This window comes from Undibacterium sp. GW821-FHT07F11, assembly GCF_059418665.1.
Genome location: NZ_JBWKQH010000005.1, coordinates 365,083 through 384,343, shown reverse-complemented (window position 1 = coordinate 384,343; position 19,261 = coordinate 365,083). Strand labels below are relative to the sequence as shown.

General features: G+C 48.5%; 21 protein-coding genes. 13 read left to right on the top strand and 8 right to left on the bottom strand.

Annotated features, from left to right (window positions below):
• Positions 1-76 precede the first annotated feature (76 nt).
• Positions 77-868, top strand: a complete 792-nt coding sequence (locus tag AC07OI_RS15095; protein WP_495257793.1) for a prohibitin family protein — start codon at positions 77-79, stop codon at positions 866-868.
• Between the two features lie 64 nt (positions 869-932).
• The gene (locus AC07OI_RS15090) at positions 933-1,277 is read left to right on the top strand and encodes a hypothetical protein (RefSeq protein ID WP_495257792.1); all 345 of its coding nucleotides are present in this window, start codon (positions 933-935) and stop codon (positions 1,275-1,277) included.
• Positions 1,278-1,807: 530 nt separating this feature from the next.
• Here AC07OI_RS15090 and AC07OI_RS15085 read toward each other — a convergent pair.
• The 4 genes from AC07OI_RS15085 to AC07OI_RS15070 form a co-directional block, all read right to left on the bottom strand.
• Positions 1,808-2,332: a carboxymuconolactone decarboxylase family protein gene (locus AC07OI_RS15085; protein WP_186950911.1), complete on the bottom strand. Its 525-nt coding sequence runs from the start codon at positions 2,330-2,332 to the stop codon at positions 1,808-1,810.
• A gap of 78 nt (positions 2,333-2,410) precedes the next feature.
• Complete coding sequence (locus AC07OI_RS15080; RefSeq protein ID WP_110255121.1) at positions 2,411-2,959, bottom strand: peroxiredoxin; 549 nt, start codon at positions 2,957-2,959, stop codon at positions 2,411-2,413.
• 386 nt (positions 2,960-3,345) lie between these two features.
• The gene (locus AC07OI_RS15075) at positions 3,346-5,268 is read right to left on the bottom strand and encodes a PAS domain-containing sensor histidine kinase (protein ID WP_495257791.1); all 1,923 of its coding nucleotides are present in this window, start codon (positions 5,266-5,268) and stop codon (positions 3,346-3,348) included.
• Between the two features lie 5 nt (positions 5,269-5,273).
• On the bottom strand, positions 5,274-6,578 hold the full coding sequence (locus tag AC07OI_RS15070; protein ID WP_495257790.1) for a cyclic di-GMP phosphodiesterase: 1,305 nt from the start codon (positions 6,576-6,578) through the stop codon (positions 5,274-5,276).
• 175 nt (positions 6,579-6,753) lie between these two features.
• On the opposite strand from AC07OI_RS15070, the gene asd reads away from it, so the two are divergent.
• The 5 genes from asd (at position 6,754) to AC07OI_RS15045 (ending at position 9,467) form a co-directional block, all read left to right on the top strand.
• Positions 6,754-7,605, top strand: coding sequence for an archaetidylserine decarboxylase (gene asd / locus AC07OI_RS15065; RefSeq protein WP_495257789.1), 852 nt, complete (start codon positions 6,754-6,756; stop codon positions 7,603-7,605).
• 329 nt (positions 7,606-7,934) lie between these two features.
• Positions 7,935-8,150 carry a hemin uptake protein HemP gene (gene hemP, locus AC07OI_RS15060; protein WP_492703546.1) on the top strand — a complete coding sequence of 72 codons (216 nt, stop codon included), beginning with the start codon at positions 7,935-7,937 and terminating at the stop codon, positions 8,148-8,150.
• A 45-nt stretch (positions 8,151-8,195) separates the two neighbouring features.
• On the top strand, positions 8,196-8,537 hold the full coding sequence (locus tag AC07OI_RS15055) for a hypothetical protein (RefSeq protein WP_495257788.1): 342 nt from the start codon (positions 8,196-8,198) through the stop codon (positions 8,535-8,537).
• 4 nt (positions 8,538-8,541) lie between these two features.
• Positions 8,542-8,781, top strand: a complete 240-nt coding sequence (locus tag AC07OI_RS15050) for a (2Fe-2S)-binding protein (protein ID WP_423006752.1) — start codon at positions 8,542-8,544, stop codon at positions 8,779-8,781.
• An 8-nt stretch (positions 8,782-8,789) separates the two neighbouring features.
• A complete protein-coding gene (locus AC07OI_RS15045; RefSeq protein ID WP_495257787.1) occupies positions 8,790-9,467 on the top strand; it encodes an energy transducer TonB in 678 nt (225 codons plus the stop codon).
• Positions 9,468-9,710: 243 nt separating this feature from the next.
• Here AC07OI_RS15045 and AC07OI_RS15040 read toward each other — a convergent pair whose 3' ends face one another.
• Together AC07OI_RS15040 and AC07OI_RS15035 are read right to left on the bottom strand one after the other, a co-directional pair.
• Positions 9,711-10,958 carry a hypothetical protein gene (locus AC07OI_RS15040; protein ID WP_495257786.1) on the bottom strand — a complete coding sequence of 416 codons (1,248 nt, stop codon included), beginning with the start codon at positions 10,956-10,958 and terminating at the stop codon, positions 9,711-9,713.
• 12 nt (positions 10,959-10,970) lie between these two features.
• Positions 10,971-11,696, bottom strand: coding sequence for a hypothetical protein (locus tag AC07OI_RS15035; protein ID WP_495257785.1), 726 nt, complete (start codon positions 11,694-11,696; stop codon positions 10,971-10,973).
• Positions 11,697-12,572: 876 nt separating this feature from the next.
• Between AC07OI_RS15035 and bfr the strand changes: the two genes are divergently transcribed.
• On the top strand, positions 12,573-13,049 hold the full coding sequence (gene bfr, locus AC07OI_RS15030) for a bacterioferritin (protein ID WP_492703540.1): 477 nt from the start codon (positions 12,573-12,575) through the stop codon (positions 13,047-13,049).
• Between the two features lie 113 nt (positions 13,050-13,162).
• Here bfr and AC07OI_RS15025 read toward each other — a convergent pair whose 3' ends face one another.
• Positions 13,163-13,771, bottom strand: a complete 609-nt coding sequence (locus AC07OI_RS15025; protein ID WP_492703539.1) for a glutathione S-transferase — start codon at positions 13,769-13,771, stop codon at positions 13,163-13,165.
• A gap of 264 nt (positions 13,772-14,035) precedes the next feature.
• Here AC07OI_RS15025 and purB point away from each other — a divergent pair, with 264 nt between their 5' ends.
• On the top strand, positions 14,036-15,403 hold the full coding sequence (purB, locus tag AC07OI_RS15020) for an adenylosuccinate lyase (RefSeq protein ID WP_492703538.1): 1,368 nt from the start codon (positions 14,036-14,038) through the stop codon (positions 15,401-15,403).
• Positions 15,404-15,509: 106 nt separating this feature from the next.
• Here purB and AC07OI_RS15015 read toward each other — a convergent pair whose 3' ends face one another.
• Entirely contained in the window at positions 15,510-16,715 is a 1,206-nt protein-coding gene (locus tag AC07OI_RS15015) for a sterol desaturase family protein (RefSeq protein WP_495257784.1), read from the bottom strand.
• A 254-nt stretch (positions 16,716-16,969) separates the two neighbouring features.
• Here AC07OI_RS15015 and AC07OI_RS15010 point away from each other — a divergent pair, with 254 nt between their 5' ends.
• The 4 genes from AC07OI_RS15010 to AC07OI_RS14995 all read left to right on the top strand — a co-directional run bounded on the left by AC07OI_RS15010 (position 16,970) and on the right by AC07OI_RS14995 (position 19,235).
• Positions 16,970-17,506: a cytochrome b gene (locus AC07OI_RS15010; RefSeq protein WP_495257783.1), complete on the top strand. Its 537-nt coding sequence runs from the start codon at positions 16,970-16,972 to the stop codon at positions 17,504-17,506.
• Between the two features lie 19 nt (positions 17,507-17,525).
• Positions 17,526-18,092: a YceI family protein gene (locus AC07OI_RS15005; protein WP_492703535.1), complete on the top strand. Its 567-nt coding sequence runs from the start codon at positions 17,526-17,528 to the stop codon at positions 18,090-18,092.
• 58 nt (positions 18,093-18,150) lie between these two features.
• Positions 18,151-18,717, top strand: a complete 567-nt coding sequence (locus AC07OI_RS15000) for a YceI family protein (protein ID WP_492703534.1) — start codon at positions 18,151-18,153, stop codon at positions 18,715-18,717.
• Positions 18,718-18,842: 125 nt separating this feature from the next.
• On the top strand, positions 18,843-19,235 hold the full coding sequence (locus AC07OI_RS14995; RefSeq protein WP_492703533.1) for a MarR family winged helix-turn-helix transcriptional regulator: 393 nt from the start codon (positions 18,843-18,845) through the stop codon (positions 19,233-19,235).
• Positions 19,236-19,261 lie beyond the last annotated feature (26 nt).

Below are 19,261 nucleotides of genomic sequence, written 5' to 3'. Positions count from 1 at the left end.
CCCGCCGATTACCGGGAATACTTATGTAAAAAACACCTATACTGCGGGTGTTTTCATCCCCCGAGTTAAAAAAATCATGCGTAATTTTTTTCCCAAATTTGCGGTCGGCCTGATCGTCTTGCTGGTCCTGATCATACTCAATCCTTTCGCTACTATCCCCGCTGGTCATCGCGGCGTATTGACAACATTTGGCAAACCTTCGGATGAGGTCTACAGTGAAGGCATACACTGGGTCTGGCCTATTGCCCAGAAAATGCAAAAGGTCTCCGTCGCCATACAAAAGGGTGAAGGGGATGGCGATGCAGCTTCCAAGGATTTACAGACCGTGCACACCAAGATCGCTATCAACTATCACGTCAGGCCAGATGCAGTGGTCTCTGTCTTCCGTGATCTTGGCAACGAGCCCGGCGAGCGCATCATCATCCCCAGTGTGCAAGAGGCAGTCAAGGCTGTGACCGCTCGCTTCACTGCCGAAGAGCTGATTTCACGCCGCTCACAAGTACGCGATGAAATCATCCTGGCCTTGAAAGAACGCATGGCAAGACATGGCTTGGTGGTTGATGAATTTTCCATCGTCAACTTCAACTTCAGCCGCACCTTCAATGAAGCGATCGAAGCCAAGACCACGGCAGATCAATTGAAGATGAAAGCTGAGCGCGACCTGCAAAGGATAGAAGTAGAAGCCAAACAAAAAGTATCCCGCGCCCGTGCTGAAGCAGAAGCATTGGCTCTGCAAAGACAGCAAGTCACACCAGAACTGCTGCGTCTGCGTGAAACAGAAAATCAGGCCAAGGCCATAGAAAAATGGGATGGCCGTTTGCCAACGACCACCGGCGGTGCGATCCCCTTTATTAATGTTGGTAAATAAGTTGGTAAATAAGTTGGCAAATAAGTCAGTAAATAATCAAAAATAAGTGAGGAACAAGCCAGCCATGTCAGACCAAAAATCATCCGCCCGCTTCACCCTGTTTTGCATACTATTGCTGGTCATCTGGTATGTCATGGACAGCCCCATCGATTTAAACCTGGACTGGAATCCGGATGACTTTGATATTTTTTCTGACAATGGTTTTTCCATAGGCGGCATCGCTGTTGCCCTGGTCGCCATCGTCTTCGCCATGATCATGGCGGGACTGGTGATTGCCGGTGTGTCGTTCTTACTGGTGGGTCTTGCGGTGCTGATAGGTGGCTTGTTTTTGATGATCTTTTCACCGTTTTTATTGCCTTTGTTGCTGGTGATTGTGGTGTTGGGGATTTTTAAGAGGAAGTCTCGGTAGGGGACTGCGGTGATTTGAAGTGTGCTCGAACCGGGGTTGCTGTTGGGTTTGACTTTGGGGTTGAGGTTGCTTTTGACTTTTGCCGTTCCCATGTGTAGCCGCCATTTGTGCAGTACAGAAAATGGATTAAGAAGAGCCGCTGTTTGAGCGAAGCGAGTTTCGGATCTTCCCATTTTTTGTACTGCACAAAGGGGCACCCCGCAGGTGCGGCTATGCCTGGGTCGCCTTTCTTTGAATACGTTCTTTGGCGACGCAAAGAAAGAATTTCGGCCGCCGGGCCGAGACCCGGCCTGTATCCATGAAGGGCAATCGTTTTACGCGCGACACAAGTATGCAACGAACGTCACCAGGCTCCAGCCTACGCTGGAGCGACGATATTGTGATCGCCGTTTATCGACAGAATCCCATCCTCATCCCAACCATTCCACCTTGCAGCTTGCAAGCTGCTTAGAAATTTGTGGCGCAAAGCAGTGCTTTGCGAATTCCCACAAATCTCTCCTTGAAGGTGAAGGAGCAATACCAACCAAGGATTACACAGTCTCAGCAGAAATAACCTGCGCTGCTGCATTCACAACAGCCGCAATACGACCAACATCCCGCAACTGCGTCGCCGACATACCTTCCTTCTTCAACAACTCAAAATGCGACTTCACACAGAAATGGCATTTGCCGATGATGGAAGCCGACAAAGCGTACATCTCGAAACGGCGCTTATCAACACCGCCATTGGTCGCATAGGCATTCATGCGCAATTGAGCAGCCTGGGTTTTCAGGTCAGCATCGTCTGCCATTTCCACATACGGGTACCAGACATTATTCATACCCATCAAAGCCGCTGCTGTCAGCGCTGCATTGATTTCTTCTGGCGTGATTGCGCCACTGGATTTGATGGCTTCAATGATCACTGTGCTTTTTGCTGCAAATGCTGCTGCCAGAGCCACGCCTACCGCGTCATTGCCTTCCAGGCTGGAGCGGGCGATGGTGCCATCGATGTTCAGGCGGATATCCTTGGCGTAATCAGGGATACGACTTTTAATTAAATTCAAGAATTCCATAGTATTTACCTATCAAAAAGTGGTTTTAAAACCCGCCGGAGCGGGTTTATTTTACATCTACAGCATGCGCTCTCTGCATTACAGAGTTGCGCCGCCTACTGTACGGTTGCATGGGCACAGTTCATCTGTTTGCAGACCATCCAGAATACGCAGGATTTCTGTAGGGTTACGGCCAACATTCAGGTTGTTGACAGAAACGTGTTGAATGACATTGTCAGGATCGACGATGAAAGTCGCGCGCAGTGCAACACCGGCGTTAACATCGCGTACACCCAGCATGTCGACCAAAGAGCCTGTTGCATCACCGAACGCGTAGTGGTTCAGTTTGTCCAGATCTTTGTGTTCACGACGCCATGCCAGCTTGCAGAATTCGTTATCTGTAGAACCACCCAGCAAAATAGCATCACGGTCAGCGAAGTCATTGGTCAGTTTGGCAAATTCAACGATTTCAGTCGGGCAGACGAAAGTGAAATCTTTTGGGTAGAAATAAATGATTTTCCATTTGCCAGGAAACGAAGCTTCAGTGATGTCTTCGAATGCGGACACGCCATTTTCTTCGTGATGATTGAAGCCTGGCTTGGCTGCTGGAACTTTGAATGCGTCGAGTTTTTGACCTACAGTTTTCATTAAATTCTCCTGATTGACATAACAAGGTGAACAATATGTCCACAACGACAAGAAGCATATCACTATGAATTTTAAATATCCAATAGATTTTAACTACCATACAATTAGCTAAAACCTTATCTGCAACCTCAGTAGCTGACTGTGAGTAATCTGAAAAATTTGAGGGATGGGTCAGAATTTCAAGTCTATCAGGACTTATGCAAAATCGTCCCAGCAAGGCTATCGCGTCAAGAAACCGCCCTTGCAAGGGCGGTTCGTTACGTCGGCAGGCAACATATTGCCTGAAACCCCGACTACACCGTAGCGACGAAGACAATACTTTAGTACCGAATCTTGCTAAATGCGGGAGCTGCAACGCAGCTGGGGCGGTTTTGCGGAAGTCCGTTTTATCTGTCGTGGCGGCGGTGCGCCGAGGCCAGCAGGGTAAACCAGAATATGCTGCCTTTGCCCTCTTCGGTTTCGAAGCCGATTTCACCTCCCATTTTTTCGACAAAGGTTTTAGTGATATTCAAACCCAGGCCAGTACCACCCTGCTGTCGGGTATTGGTGCCATCTGCCTGGGCAAATTTCTTGAAAATCTGTTCCCTGAAAGCCTCAGGTATGCCTTGCCCATGATCTTCCACCTCGACCTTGTAGATGCCTGAGATATCGGTAATCCTGATTTGCACTTCAGCACCTGCTGGAGAAAACTTGGCAGCATTTGACAGCAAGTTGGCAAAGACCTGCATGACACGTACATTGTCACCCATGGCCCAGGCATTTTCTGGATGATCAGCAATGCGGTAACGCACGTTGAGCGCTTGCGCGTAACCGGCATTGGCTTCTATTGCCTGCCTGGTCACGGCAACCAGGTCAAAGCGTTCTATGTTGATGACCATTTTGCCGGATGCCAGTTTTTCCATGTCGAGGATGTCATTGACCAAAACGCCCAGACGCTGGCAATTTCTGTGAGCGACCTTGATCAGTTGCATGGTCTTGGCTGTCAATTCACCGGCAACCCCGCTTTCCAGCAAACCCAGCGCGCCCCGTATCGAGGTCAGAGGAGTACGTAGCTCATGGCTGACGACAGAAATGAATTCTGACTTGATGCGGTCAGCCTTGCGCTGTTCAGTCAGGTCCAGCACAAAGCCCACCCATTCTTCCAGTGAGCCTTCCAGTTGTGCCAGGCCAACCATGACGGGAATACGCACCCCATCCTTGCGTATCAGCTCGCCTTCATAGGGTCTGGCCTGGCCATGCAGGCGTATTTCTGCCATGGCATTGTGATGGGCAGCATGGCTCTCTTCTGTGGTCCGGTCCAGCCAGCTCATGCCAAAATCTGCAAACTCCAGCCTTTGCACACCCGCCAATTGCAACAAGACATCATTGGCCTCCGTCAGCGTACCGCTGAGATTGCCTTGCATGATACCGATGAGACTGGAATTAACCAGGCGGCGCAAGCGCGACTCACTGATCAGCAGCGCCTCCAGCATGCGCGATTTTTCTTTACTGGCTTGTTCTGCCGCATCCCTGGCTGCCACCAGGCTGCGCTCGGCTTCTTTCATTTGCGTAATGTCACGCACACTAAAAACCCGCCCTACCCTCTTGTCTCGCATGAATTCAGGTTTGGAAACACAGATAAAATAGCGCCCGTCTTTCAGGATCATTAAATCTTCGGTCTCCAGATTCGGATCATCGTGGATCTTTTCCAGGCTGGCAAAAAAACCATCTGCATCTTGCAGCGCGCCCTTGAGATGGGCAAACATTTGCGCCTCGTCTCTGGAAGCAAGCAATTCATCTTTCAATTGCCACATGGAAGAAAAGCGCTGATTGATGTTCACCACATTGCCGCTCAAGTCTATCGACAAGATGCCTTCGGCAGTCGCATCGAGCGAACTTTGCAATTGCGCTACCAGATGCACATGGCCTTCTACCAGTTCACGTCTGTGGGTAATATCTTCGGCATGGATAATAAAAAACTCTTTGCCGTTTTCAATAAAAGTCGAAACGCGTTTTTCTACCGGAAAAGAAACACCATGACGGTTGATCCATTCACTTTCTGCAACTGCCCGGCCTTCAGCATGCGCATCTGCACGCAAGGCTTCCCAAAAGAACACATCCTGCAATGAACATTCTATGTTTGCCAGAGGCAGGCCCAGCAGCTCATCTCTGGCGTAAGCCAGCATCATGCAAGCCAGCTGATTTGCATCGACCAATGCCATGTGATGCATATCCACCACCAGAATCGCTTCACGACTATGGTCAATGATGTGGCGCAGTAATCCATGGTTCAAAACGGATACTGACTGTGACATGCCGGTGTCGGTCATTTCTGCTAATTCTGGCCTGGTAAAGGGCCGCCCTGTGTTTTCTTCGATTGCGAGTCAAAATAATAATTGACCCTTTTGCGCGGGTTCAGGTAATTGAAAATCACCCGTGGTAATAGACTTGGCCGTATGCTGGCGTTAATGGACAGCTCTTTGCTCTCTTCAGCGAGGTCCAGAATGATGGCGTCTTCCTTAGGAATCTCAGCGTCATACACCAGTACGCGTGGCCGCAAGGGCTTGCCCACATTCACATTCATGACCAGACCGACCGCTTCATTGGATAACCTGACCAGCGTGCCGGGTGGATACACACCCAGGCTCTTGACCAGGGTAGCCATGATGAGCCCATCAAACTGCGTGCGTCTGTGCGCATACATGGTTGACAAGGCTTCATGTGGCGTCAATGATTGTTTGGGATCATTGTGATTGCACAAATTATCGTACACATTGGCGATGGTCACAATACGCGTATGCATGCTTATGGCATCCGCTTTCAGTTGATGCGGATAACCAGTACCATCCATGAACTCATGATGCTGGGCAATCACATCCAGCACTACCTGCGGCAAGCCTGCTTTTTTACCCACCTCCACACCATATTCTGGATGAAGCTCAAAGAAATTTTGCTCAGGCCGGGTCAGGGGCTCAGTCTTGTTGCTGATGTGTTCAGGCACATTCACCTTGCCCAAATCATGAAACAAGGCAGCAATACCTATCTCCTTGATCATCTCATCGCTGCATTTCATTTCATTGGCCAGCATCATTGCCAGCACCGAGACATTCAATGTATGAAAATACAATTCCTCGTTGCCCGCCGTCTGCTGTATCAGATGCATGACGGTATCATTACCGCTGAGCAGGACTTCAGACATGCTGTCGACCAGCTTGCCAGCTTCTAAAATGGTTTCCTTGGGTCTGGAAAAAATCAGGCGATTGATATTTTTGACCACGCTGGCCGCCAACACGAATTTTTCTTCGCAGCGCGCAATTTCATCTCTTTGCTTTTGCAGTTTTTCAAAGCGGGCGCGCTTGGCATCCATAATGCTGGCATATACCCGCTTTGGCGATGATTCAGGCAAACTGTCAGCAACAGTCTGAGGCTGGCTAGCTGGCTTGGCAGTTAACGGATCAGACTTTGACGGGATATAACGTACATGCTTGAGCTTGAGCGCGATCAGATCGTCAATTTGTTGCTGGCTGGTGATCTTGAACGAGTTCATCGGAAAAGAATGCTGGAACCAACTCAGGTCGAGTTTGATGAACATTCCGATCCGGATCTGATCAATCACAATTAGCTGGCTATCATCAGACATGGGGACGCAATAGTAAGTATTTCTATTGACGATAGCATACGCCCCCCTCATTTGCAAAAACCTTAGCTCAGGAGAAACAATTTCTGACGATGTGCGTGCATAAGTGCAGAAAAATCAGCCTTTTTATCTCGCAACGTTATAATCCCTTCCCTGACCATTTTGAAAGTGACTCATTGTGTCCGACCGTCTTGCCGTCCTGCCCCAATATTTAATGCCTAAACAGGCACTGACCGTACTGTTCGGCAAATTTGCCAATGCAAAAGCAGGCAAGTTCACGACCAGCCTGATACGCTGGTTTGTCGGTAAATACCAGGTGAATATGCAGGAAGCTGCCAATCCTGACATCGGTAGCTATGCCAGCTTTAATGAATTTTTCACCCGCCCGTTACGCGCAGATGCCCGCCCGCTCGCCAATAGCGACTTGCTGAGCCCGGTAGATGGTGCCATCAGCCAGTTTGGCCCAATACAAAAAGACCAGATTTTCCAGGCCAAGGGACATAGCTATAGCACCACAGCCCTGGTTGGTGGCGACAGCCAGTTGGCATCCTTGTTTGAGGATGGCGGCTTTGCCACCCTATATCTGAGCCCGCGTGACTACCACCGCATCCATATGCCTTGCGATGGCCGACTGACGCGCATGATCTATGTGCCAGGGGCATTATTCTCCGTCAATCCAACCACGGCACGTGGCGTACCCGGCTTGTTTGCCCGCAACGAGCGTGTGGTTTGTGTATTTGAATCTGCCTTCGGCCCCTTTGTGCTGACACTGGTAGGTGCCACCATCGTGGGCAGCATGGCCACCGTCTGGCATGGCATGGTCAACCCGCCGCGCAGCACCAAAGTACGCGAGTGGCGTTACGACGATCAGCAAATCGTGTTGAAAAAGGGTGAGGAAATGGGCAGATTCTTGCTCGGGTCCACAGTAGTCATGCTATTCCCTAAAGGCACAGTGGATTTCAATCCAGCCTGGACACCGGCCAAAGCCATTTGCATGGGCGAAGCTATGGGCATGTATCCAGCTAAATAATATAGTTCCTGCTCTATCGTTTCAGATATTCAAGCCTCCTCCGCTTCAAATACTGCCATCTTCAAACACTTACCCAGGCAATTCCATCCTTGCACACCTGGGTAAGCATCAGCTTCAGTAGCATTTCCCCCTTCATATAAAAGCAACAAGTATTTGCCAAAAACATTGCTTTGGTGCCAATTTTCCAGCGTATTTAGTTTGCCACTTTAATGAGCAAGACAAAAGTAAACCTTGAACTGATGAATATCAACAAAAAACACTTGCCAAACAAGTTCGAATATTCAATAATCTAAATAAGAATTGTTATCGTTTAGATTTGCAAGGTAAATATGACTACATATAACGCTCTACACCAGCACGCTGATCTAGTTAATGCCGCAGCGGCAACAACGACAACAGCTACATCGAATCATGCTTTGAAAGAAGTTCCACGCATCAAGAGCGGCGACTTGATGCAACAAAAGCGTGAATTGGAAATTGATCACGCGGGCCGTATTTACCGACTGCGCATTACGCAACTGAACAAGCTGATATTGACAGCGTAAAACGCTGATCATACTTGGAGACTGGACATGCCAGGTGGAACGCTGATGAACGAAGAATTATCGGGTTTGACTGCCACATCCAAGCAGCCTGAACTGCTGGTTTCAGCAGTGTTGCACCTGATGTCGCATTACACAGTCAACAGCACGAACAGTGCAACGCAGGAAGAGGCTGAGCAAGCGAGTACCAAGCTGGCATCAGTCATAGAAAGACATTTGAGTGTGCTGGCGAATTTGCCGGATCTGGCACCTGTGCTGAAAGCCACCTGCCAGCAATTATCCGAACAATGGGCCAGCCTGGTAGAAAAGAAGACAGCGCAAAAAACCAAGCTGCGCAAATTGGGCTGGTTGCTGGCCTTCTCTGGTAAAAAATCTGCATTAATGGAGTAGCTTCATGATTGTATGTGTTTGCAATAACGTATCGGAAAAGAAAATTCATCAGGCTGTCGCCATGGGTGTCAGCACGATGGCCGAGCTGCGCGAGCAACTTGATGTTGGCACTTGCTGCGGCAAATGCGCAGGTTGTGCACGCAAAGTCATGCGCCAGTGTATGGATGAACAAAGCAATAGTGCATCCAGCTTCCAGAATTTCATTCAACAATTACACTTCCAGCCCAACGCCGTCACTGCGTGAGGTTAACCATGTCCACACTTACATTACAATCAGTTCCACAAGATTTCACCGCTCCCAAGTCCCGCATCTTTTCTTTTGCCGCCATTGTTGTGGCTCACCTTGCGCTGTTTTATGCGCTGGAACATGGTCTGCTTTCACATGCAGTGCAAATACTGCCAAGGGAAGTGATGATGACCTTTGTCGAGCCACCTGTAGTCAAGGCAGAACCACCACCCCAGCCTATCCCCACAAAGAAACTGACCTCGGTGCAAGTGCCGGTACCTGTCGTTCCCCATATCACACCAGTCGTAGAAATACCAGCCGACGTACATCAGATCACCACACAGGCAGCACCACCTGCCCCACAACCGGCACCGCTGGTGGCCAAGGTTGACACAAGCCCGACGCCTGTGGTTGCTGCCCAGCCGAAACAAATCAGTGCGGTCGAATACGTACGTGCACCACAGGCAGACTACCCTCCCATGTCCCGACGCATGGGCGAAGAAGGCAAAGTGACTTTGCGGGTACTGGTCAATGAAAAAGGTCAGGCAGAAAAAGTGGATGTGCAAAAATCATCCGGCTCCAACCGCCTTGATGAAGCCGCCAAAGTCGCCATTTTGCGCGCCATCTTCAAACCTTATCTCGAAGATGGCAAAGCCCTGACTGTGATTGCCACAGCGACTATCAGCTTCTCCCTAAGCAGCTAAGAATAAGTCCCCTCCCCGGGACAGGTCAGATTGCGGCAATTGCGCGATCTGGCCTTTTTTTATTCCTGCGGCAAAATCGAACCAATTTATTGCTAGAATCAGGAACAGCTTCAGCCGCGAATACTTCGCTACATGATTGATGTATGACACCAAGTATTCCCGTCAAGCTGTTCGGGTGTACAAGCAGCTCGTGACTAAAGTCGCTCTTGTGAGTCATTTATGACTCTGCATGCATCCTTGCATTCACCCTGGTTTGGGTTGGCCAGTTCTAAGTGATTCAGGTACTCTCCCAAGCAGGCGACTCGATGGCGTGTCGTCGCCCATCAGCATGTCGGAACTGTTTTTTGCAGGCACTGCGGGCCCAGTCTTTGATGAGTTCGCAGGTGCTATTGTCCCGTCAATCAGATCCAGCTTGGAATCCCTCGCTAGTGCATGGTTCGTGACTGGGCTCACCGGAGGAGCTGGGTTCGGATGAGCATTCGGATCGAAGGTCGCAGCCTTTTTCTTGCCATCGCTGATATCGACATACGGGAAGGCTTTGTTGTCAGAAAATTTTACATTCTGGTTGATCAGGTCTTGCTGCAAACCCAGTCGTTTCATATCGAACTGCACTTCAGGGGTGACGTATTTCTTGTCAGTTTTGTGATAAAAATCCTGATACGCTTTCTCATTATTACCAGCAACATTGGCTGCCCAACTACCGTAGAAGTTGGTGTAATCGAGATTGTGATTCGACCCAAGACGAGAAACGTTTCCTGGTTTATCAAAGTAATACTTGCCCATAGCAGCGACATTTTCCTTCGAGAAGGACATGGTCATATCTGCATCGGCCGTCAGGCCTGGTTTCATCGCGTAGTTTAGATTTGGCCGAATACCGGTCACATCGATGAAATCCTGCATACGTCCCGGGGAGGTATTGTAGATGTCCTTGAGCGTCGCACTGGGGTTATCTTTCCTGGCTTGCGAGACAGTCGCATTGAAACCGCCGATATGCGCGGAGGCCTCGTCTTTGCGAGATGACTGGATAAAGTCTTCAGTCAACTTGGTATAGTCGTGTGGTGATGCCTTGCTTTTTGCCAGAGTCGTGGTGCCGTCAAGGAAATCCTGCGTTATCTTCCTGGTCGCTGCGGCATTGAATGAATGCTGGATTTCGTGGCCCATCACAAAAATCAACTCGGCCTTATCACGTGGATTAGTGCTGGCACCTTTGAGCGCGTCCATCGGTACATTGATGGCTTTTGCGCTCGGGTCATACGAGCCACCTGTACCAGAGTTGGGAGGAAGCGCCTGAAATTTACTTAAATATCCTTTATCGACCGAGTCGAGGATACGCTTCTTCAGATCGGGGGAAGCGTCGAGGACCTTAGCCAAGTCATCACCCGGATTGTTGCTCGCAGTCTTGTTGGCATTACCGAAGTCCTTGATGATCTTATCAAGCTTTTGCTCTGCAGTCGGCGGTGCAGTATTGGGTTTGTCATTTGGTCCGGTCATGTGACTTCCTCTCTAGACATCAATGACTATCATGGAGACGCAATTGTGCGTCACTTTTTTGTCGCTTTCTCCACGAATAGAAATTTGTAGCTCAACTTTACCGCGTGAAAAATTCCAATAAATGAGTCGATTGTGTTCCCCATAGTAAGGCTCTGATCGAAAGCCTAGTTCAGTCAGTCGTTTTGCATAGGCATCAAAATCGACTTGGCAAATCGCGCTCATATCGGCGTCACTGTGAGTCTGGTCATCGAACGAGAATATCAGGCGACTGGGTTTGCCTTCTTTATTGCTGGAGATCACGGTAATGTTAAAGAACCAGGTATCAGTAATTTTCGCTCCTGTCCCATATTCCTTGGAATTTACCGGATCAAAGTAAACCTTGAGGCCAGTCGCAATCTCAAGGTTCTTGGAGGAAATATCCTCCGCCGTCTTGATCTTGCCGATCAGGTCTAGCATACGCTTGCTGATTTCCTCGGCAGTCATTTGCGGTACTTTGGGCGATGCATTTTGATCAGTGGTTTCCATAAGTTTCTTGTTTGCGATAGAAGTTGAGGAAGAGGCAGTACCTGCAGAACGATTTCCCTGCGCCTGGGCATCAGGGCTTTGCGCGCAAGAAGCCGTCAGAAAAGCAAGTAGCGCTGAAGAAAAGATCATACCGATGGCGTTGATACGGCGACGCTTTGCCGGCCCTGCGTTTGGAGGATGGGAAGATGATGAAGCAATGGTACTGGATTGCACTATCAGGTCCTTTCAGATGACTGGCAAACGGGGGGAGTTCCGGGCATTCAAATTAAAAACACGCCATATTTTCAAGTGAATTTACATCGTCTTAAAATATTGCCGATTTAGTAATGAGAGTATATCACTGTTGTTAGCACGATCAACAAATGTGGAAGATGGGGAGCAGAGGCAACTCACACGGATACGAATAAGTGATGTATTCGCGCACATGATTTTGATGAGCAACAATGCTGGAATTAGCGCCGATAGCGCCGATTTCCAGCAACCACAAAAACAGTTTTCCCAGAACACCAGACTCAGAAAATGAAAATATGATTGACCTTGGAAAATGGTGACAGACGACAGAGAAAAAATCTATTTGCGCACCATACCTTGGCTTGAAGAAAGTGCGACAAAGACCAACTTGATGAAGGAAGGAAAACTTGACTCTCGTGATTGGAGTCGTGACGCTTGAGAAGTTCAGTTGACTTTGAACGAAGTGAAAATTCATTCTCTATCGACGAAATTTATTTTGAGCTTATTGAAATAAGTGTCTTTGAAAAGATTTTGATTTTCTGGAGAGATTTATTCAGATGGGATATGGAATAAGCGCAGGAATGAAAATAGAAATCGGATAAAGAGCCGTTAGCATTGAATGACCGTGACTCTTCTTAGGCTGATAGAAAACTAAATGAGAACAATTGCGCTTCACAACTTCAGTCAATTTCAAAAGCATTGTCGCCTTCGTGCACTGAATTCAGCGAATTCAGTGATGCTGATCATCTTCATTTTGCAACTGCCACTGAATGCTCTATGATGTGATAAAAGCCTGTATGCAAATGTGCATCAGCAATCACATCACCAACAGAATCAATAGATACAGGAAGGAAAGCCATGAAAGGCGACGCGAAAGTCATCAAACTGCTTAACGCTCAACTCACCAATGAATTGAGTGCCATTAATCAGTATTTTTTGCATGCACGCATGTACAAGCACTGGGGCTTTGAAAAAATAGCCAAGAAAGAATACGAAGAATCCATAGGCGAAATGAAGCATGCTGACAAGCTCATCGACCGCATCCTCATGCTGGGGGGCCTGCCGAATCTGCAAGCCCTGCACAAACTGATGATAGGTGAAGATACGGTGGAAATGCTGAGCTGTGACCTGAAGCTGGAAGTTGCCGCGCAAAAAACAGTCAAGGAAGGCGTCGCCACTTGTGAGGCGGTAGGCGATTATGTCTCGCGCGATTTGTTCCAGGTTATTCTGGAAGACACTGAAGAACATATAGACTGGCTGGAAACCCAGCTGGAATTGATAGAGAAAATCGGTATCCAGAATTATTTGCAATCGCAAATGTCTACAGAAGAATAAGTCGGTCCAGTTTTTTGGTGCGATAGAAACACAAAAGGGATGTAGCTTGCGCTGCATCCCTTTTTTATATAGTCGCGTTTTATAGTCGAGCTTATTGGGCTTATTGCGTGGACTTATTGCGGCAACGTGTCTTTGAAAGAAGCACGTTCCGACAATTTATCAAATAACTTAGCCAGATTTGGATAGTCACCGCGCCAGTCTATCTCCGGGAAGCGGAAGCTCAACCAGCCCAGGGAACAACCTACGCTGATATCTGCCAGTGTCAAATGCGTGCCGGTGCAGAACGGTGTATCACCCAGGCCGCTGGACATGGACTTCAAACCAGCATGGACCTTGCTCATTTGCCTGTCTATCCACTCCTGGCTTTGTTGCTCAGCCGGGCGCAAGGTTTTTTCCAGACGCACCAGAATCGCCGCATCCATGATGCCATCTGCCAGCGCTTCCCAGCATTTGACTTCCACGCGCTCACGACCCTGGGCAGGAATGAGCTTGCCGACTGGTGTCAGAGTATCGATATACTCAACGATGACGCGCGAATCAAACATGGCACCGCCATCTTCCATCAAGAGACAGGGTACTTTTCCGAGTGGATTTGATTGCTGTATCGTAGTATCTGCCGCCCACACGTTTTCTTGCACAAAAACGTAATCAAGTTTCTTCTCCGCCATGACAACGCGGACTTTTCTTACAAAAGGACTAGTGATGGAGCCAATAAGTTTCATAGGAATCTGGTAGTAGGTTTAGCGCGGATTATAGCATCGCCTGCCTGCAAATCCTGTGCTTGAAGGACAGGCGTGCGGAGCAGCAACATCACTACGATTCTATAATTTGAACGCATTCAAATGGTAAAATCGCATAATCGGTGCAAAAAAAACTGTATTTGCACAACAATTGTAAATTTTTGCCAAATCTTTACCATTTGCAAAATCTACACTTTTGTTGTTTTTTGCGCAAGGCTTTCTGTCATTTCATCTCTATAGTCCATCATGTCCCTATCCTCACTTTCTGCCCTTTCTCCGCTCGACGGTCGCTATGCAAGCAAGGTTGATGCTTTGCGCGCCACTTTGTCTGAGTCTGGCTTCATGCATCACCGTGTTAAAGTTGAAGTGTCCTGGCTGCAGGCCCTTTCGCAGGCTGGCTTTGACGAAATAAAGGCTTTTTCTCAAGATGGCTACGCCTTGCTGGACAAAATCGTCGCTGAATTTTCTGAAACTGATGCCCAACGCATCAAGGAAATCGAAGCTGTCACCAATCACGACGTCAAAGCCGTAGAGTATTGGTTGAAAGAGCAAGTCAAGGATGTACCTGAGCTGGTTGCCGCCAGCGAATTCATTCACTTTGCCTGTACCTCAGAAGATATCAATAACACCTCGCATGGCATGATGCTGAAGACTGCCCGCAATGATGTAATGTTGCCCGCCTTGCGCAATCTGATCAGCAGATTGACAGACCTCGCGCATGTGAATGCTGAGGTACCCATGCTGTCACGCACCCATGGTCAGGCCGCCAGTCCGACTACCCTGGGCAAGGAAATGGCCAACGTCGTCGCCCGTCTGCAACGCGCCATCAAGCGCATAGAGCAAGTTGAAATCCTGGGCAAGATGAATGGCGCAGTCGGCAATTACAATGCTCACCTGTCTGCTTACCCTGGCTATGACTGGGAACATTTTTCCAGGAACGTCATTGAGCAACGCCTGGGCCTGACTTACAACCCTTACACCATACAAATCGAGCCGCATGATTACATGGCTGAAATGTTTGATGCCTTCGCCCGTGTCAATACTATTCTGCTGGATTTGAACCGTGACATCTGGGGTTATATCTCGGTCGGTTATTTCAAGCAAAAGACCAAGGCGGGTGAAATCGGTTCTTCCACCATGCCGCATAAAGTCAACCCCATCGACTTTGAAAACTCTGAAGGTAATCTGGGACTGGCTAACTCACTGCTGCGCCATCTGTCGGAAAAATTGCCGGTATCCCGCTGGCAGCGTGACCTGACTGATTCCACAGTCTTGCGTAATATCGGTGTCGCTTTTGGTTATACCCTGCTGGCCTATGACAGTTGCCTGCGTGGCTTGAACAAGCTGGAAACCAATCCTGAACGCCTCGCTGCTGACCTGAATGCAACATGGGAAGTATTGGCAGAACCGGTACAAACCGTGATGCGTCGTTACGCGGTTGAAAACGCTTACGAACAATTGAAAGAACTGACACGCGGCAAAGGCATCACCAAGGAGGCATTGCAAGAGTTTGTTGAAGGTCTGGCGATCCCACGCGATGCCAAGGATTTGCTGCTGGCCATGACACCGGCGAATTACACCGGTATTGCAGCAAAACTGGCGAAAGCGATTTAAACGAGGTTTCAAAAACTGGTTTTAGCAATACTAAACAAAACAGGCAGATCATTTGATCTGCCTGTTTTGTTTTCATTGTTACTTTTGCGAACTTATTTATGCGGACTTATTTCTGCGAGCGGAACGGGAACATCAGCTGTTTCACGAAGCCATCCGGCATATAGTCACCCTGTACACCATATTTCTCTGGGAAGCCTTTTTGTCCCTTGATTGCCGTACCAAACAGATGATCGAGGAAGGCATAGTGGGCAGCATAGTTTCTGTCGATCGCCACATCATCTGATGAATGATGCCAGTGGTGGAAATCTGGCGTGACGATGAGGTACTTGACCGGGCCCCAGGGCAAATGCACATTGGCATGATTAAACACCGCCTGGAAGCCGACCACGATGATGTAGACGTCCATGACGGTCTTGTCAAAGCCCAAAACATACAAGGCACCCAGTACGCCAACGCGTGTACATATCAATTCAAGAATATGCTGGCGCGAACCGGCCAGCCAGTCCATGGTCTTGGCTGAATGATGGACGGCATGGAAACGCCACAGGAATGGAATCTCATGATAGGCGCGGTGCGTCCAGTACTGCACCAGATCGGCGGCCAGGATACACAACAGTAACTGCGGGAAGAACCAGATAGACTGCACAAAGTCACGCACACTGTCATGCGCCATCCAGCCAAACAGGCGGTGAATGGCGAAGTTGACAGTCAACAAGGCCAGCCCAACGATGAAGTGATTGACGGCAAAATGCACCATGTCGGTCTGCCATTCGCGGCGGAAAATCAACTGCCCCTTATACAGCGGGAAGATTTTTTCTATCACGACGAAAATAATGGTGGAACCCAGCAAATCGAGGATGAACCAGTCCAGCCCTATATACGGCGTGTGATCAGGAAAGTCGGCAACCGGCACGTGAGATCCACCAAAAGCCACAGCCGCAATGACCAGGGACGCTGCCACTGCATTCAAACCACGCCGGCGATTGAACAGTATATTCAATAAGCTGATCACGCCAGACAATACCAGCGCCGCGAACAGAATATGCCGTATCACATCAGGTGAATAATTTTTGCGCAGCTCAGGCGTGGTCAGGTATTGCGGAAAGTGGAACGCGATCACGCCCAGCAAACACAGGAATGCCAGCGTCAATGCCAGCACACCGCTGGCTAACCCGGTACCCGGCTTCAAGGGGCCACTTTGATCCAGCAAACCTGTGGTTTCACTGACGGCTCCGGCAACATTGCCAAGCACGGTTTTGGCAGGGTCAACTAAGATTTTCCCTAGCGATTTTTCTGGAATTTCTGGTTTCATTATTGATATGATGAATGGCAAGGTCGGCCAATGATAAATGAATGCCTTAAAAGCGGGGGAAAAACCTTGGATGGAGAGGTGTCTGCGGTGATTCCGGGGCAAAGTCTACCGGCAAGCCTTAAGCTCAAAAGCCTGCTGTAGCAGCTGCTTACATATTAAAGTCTGAAAATCTGGCTGGTGTCAGCAGACTTTCTTTTTTTTTGCTATATTAGTTCTACTTCGAACTAATTATCTCTTTCATCAGAGGAGCCAGCATGGCAGCCACTCAACGATATTCCAATTTCAGCATAGTATTGCACTGGCTCATTGCCTTGCTGATTATCATTGCCTTCATCCTGGGTAACATCATGGTTGACATGAAATTCAGCCCGACAAAATTACAATATTTTTCTTATCATAAGTGGCTAGGCGTTACTGTGCTGGGATTTGTAGCGCTGCGCCTCATCTCCCGCCTGCTAAGCAAGGCACCACCCTACCCTGCCAGCATGGGTAAAGTCCAGACGCAACTCGCTAATGGCACGCATATCTTGCTGTATGTACTAATGTTTGGCGTGCCTTTGTCCGGTTATTTCTACACGCTGGCGGCAGGCTACCCGGTAGTCTTTCTGGGATTGTTTGAATTACCAGTATTAATGGGGCCAAACCCGGAAATCAAGGAAACTTTGAAAGAATTGCATGAAATATTAAACAAAGTCATGTTTGTTCTGGTCCTACTCCATGTTGCAGCAGCACTGAAACATCAATTTTTTGACAAAGATGGTCTCATGCAACGCATGCGCCCAGGTCGTTAATTTTTTACACAGGTATCCCATGTCTACATATTCCATGAAAAAAATCGCTGCCTATGCAGCCGCCGCCCTGGTGATAGCCAGCCCGGCCATCGCCAGCGTTGTTAAAGTTGACAATGCCAAGAGCACAGTCAATATTGTCTTCAAGCAAATGAATGTACCGGTTGATGCCAAATTCAAAAAATTTAACGCCAATATCGACTATGACAGCGCCAAACCAGAAGCATCCAAAGCAACTGTGGACATTGATGTCGCCAGCTTTGACCTGGGCGACGCTGAATACAACAAGGAAGTCTTGAAGAAGGAATGGTTTAATGCCGCCGCCTTCCCTAAAGCCAGCTTTGTCTCTACTTCCATGAAAGCTGGCGCGGCTGGCAAACTGGATGTCACCGGCAAGCTCAGCATCAAGGGCAAGACCGTGGATGTCAGTTTCCCTTTAAGTATCAAGAAAGAAGGTAATAGCCAGGTTTTTGATGGCAGCCTGCCCATCAAACGCCTCACCTTCAATATTGGTGAAGGTGAGTGGAAAGATACCGGCATGGTTGCCGATGAAGTACAGATCAAGTTTCACGTAGTAACAAACCCGTAATACCAAGTAACACCAAACCTTTTTAAGCAAACAAATTTTCGCCATTCAGGAGTCATACATGAAAATCGCCAAACTTATCGCCGCCGCCCTGCTGATCAGCTCTGCACCTGCATTTGCTCAGACATATAACATTGAATCCAACCACACTTATCCTAGCTTTGAAGCTGACCATATGGGTATCTCCGTGTGGCGCGGCAAGTTCAACAAAACCTCAGGTAAAATCGTGCTCGACCGCGCTGCGAAAACTGGCACTGTTGACATCACTATCGATGCCAACTCCCTCGACTTTGGCCATGAAAAAATGAATGAACATGCAAAAGGCAAAGACATGTTCAATGTAGCGCAATTCCCTACCGCGACTTACAAAGGTACATCCATTAAATTTGATGGCGATACACCTGTTGCAGTTATCGGCGAGTTGACCATGCTGGGCGTGACCAAGCCAGTCACTCTGACCATCAATAAATTCAAATGTATCCAGCATCCTATGTTCAAGAAAGAAGCTTGTGGTGCAGATGCCTCAGCAGAATTCAAACGTACTGATTTTGGTCTGAACTACGGTACACCACGTTTTGCACCAGAAGTAAAACTGGCTATCCAGGTAGAAGCAATCAAGGCTGACTAATTTTTTGCATTAGTAGCTGTCCCTGGTGTGATACGCTCTGCCGCTCTGCGTATCACACCATAATCCACACAAACTATCTCATGGGTGAACGTTACCTGCGCAGCATACGATTACTGTCGGAGTGCATGCAATTATTTGAACAGGCTTCTGCCAGGAATGTGCGCAAGCTGGGCTTTACACATTCTCAATTCGATATCATCGCCACCCTCGGCAATACGCCTGGCATGACTTGCAAGGAACTGGGTGAGAAAACCCTGATCACGAAAGGTACGCTGACAGGCGTACTCGACAGGCTGGAGCAAAAAGGCCTGATACAGCGTGAACGCGGCAATGATGACAGACGCCAGTTGTTCGTCAAACTGACACCAGTTGGTGAAGCCACTTTTGATGACATCTTTCCCAAGGTAGTACAGTCTGGAAAGCAACGCTTCAAGACCTACACAGAAGATGACTACCTGAATCTGGAAAGCAGCTTACTCAAACTCAGGCAGCATTTACAGGAAGACGACTGTAGTTAAATCGTCCGCCTCCGCCAATCCGCATT